We start from the raw sequence: 289 nt of genomic DNA on the forward strand, positions 1-289 counted from the left end.
GGCGGCTCGATCATCGGCGTCGCCTCCATCGCCGGCATCGCCGGCAACGTGGGCCAGACCAACTACGCCACCTCCAAGGCCGGCGTCATCGGCCTGGTCGACTCCCTCAAGGACGAGCTGAGCGACGGGATCACCGTCAACGCCGTGGCACCCGGCTTCATCGTCACCCAGATGACCGCCGCCGTGCCGTTCGCGACCCGCGAGGTCGGCCAGCGGCTCAACGCGATGGCCCAGGGCGGCCTCCCGGTCGACGTCGCCGAGACGATCGCCTGGTACGCCTCCCCCGGCT

Annotated in this window: 1 protein-coding gene; it reads left to right on the forward strand. The window is 71.3% G+C overall.

The genetic code is table 11. The features are described from left to right. The coding region (locus tag QWY29_RS20130) for an SDR family NAD(P)-dependent oxidoreductase (RefSeq protein WP_300963010.1) at positions 1 to 289 on the forward strand (289 nt) is incomplete at both ends.

Origin of the sequence: Nocardioides abyssi, from assembly GCF_030412915.1 — a bacterium.
Taxonomy (GTDB): domain Bacteria; phylum Actinomycetota; class Actinomycetes; order Propionibacteriales; family Nocardioidaceae; genus Nocardioides; species Nocardioides abyssi.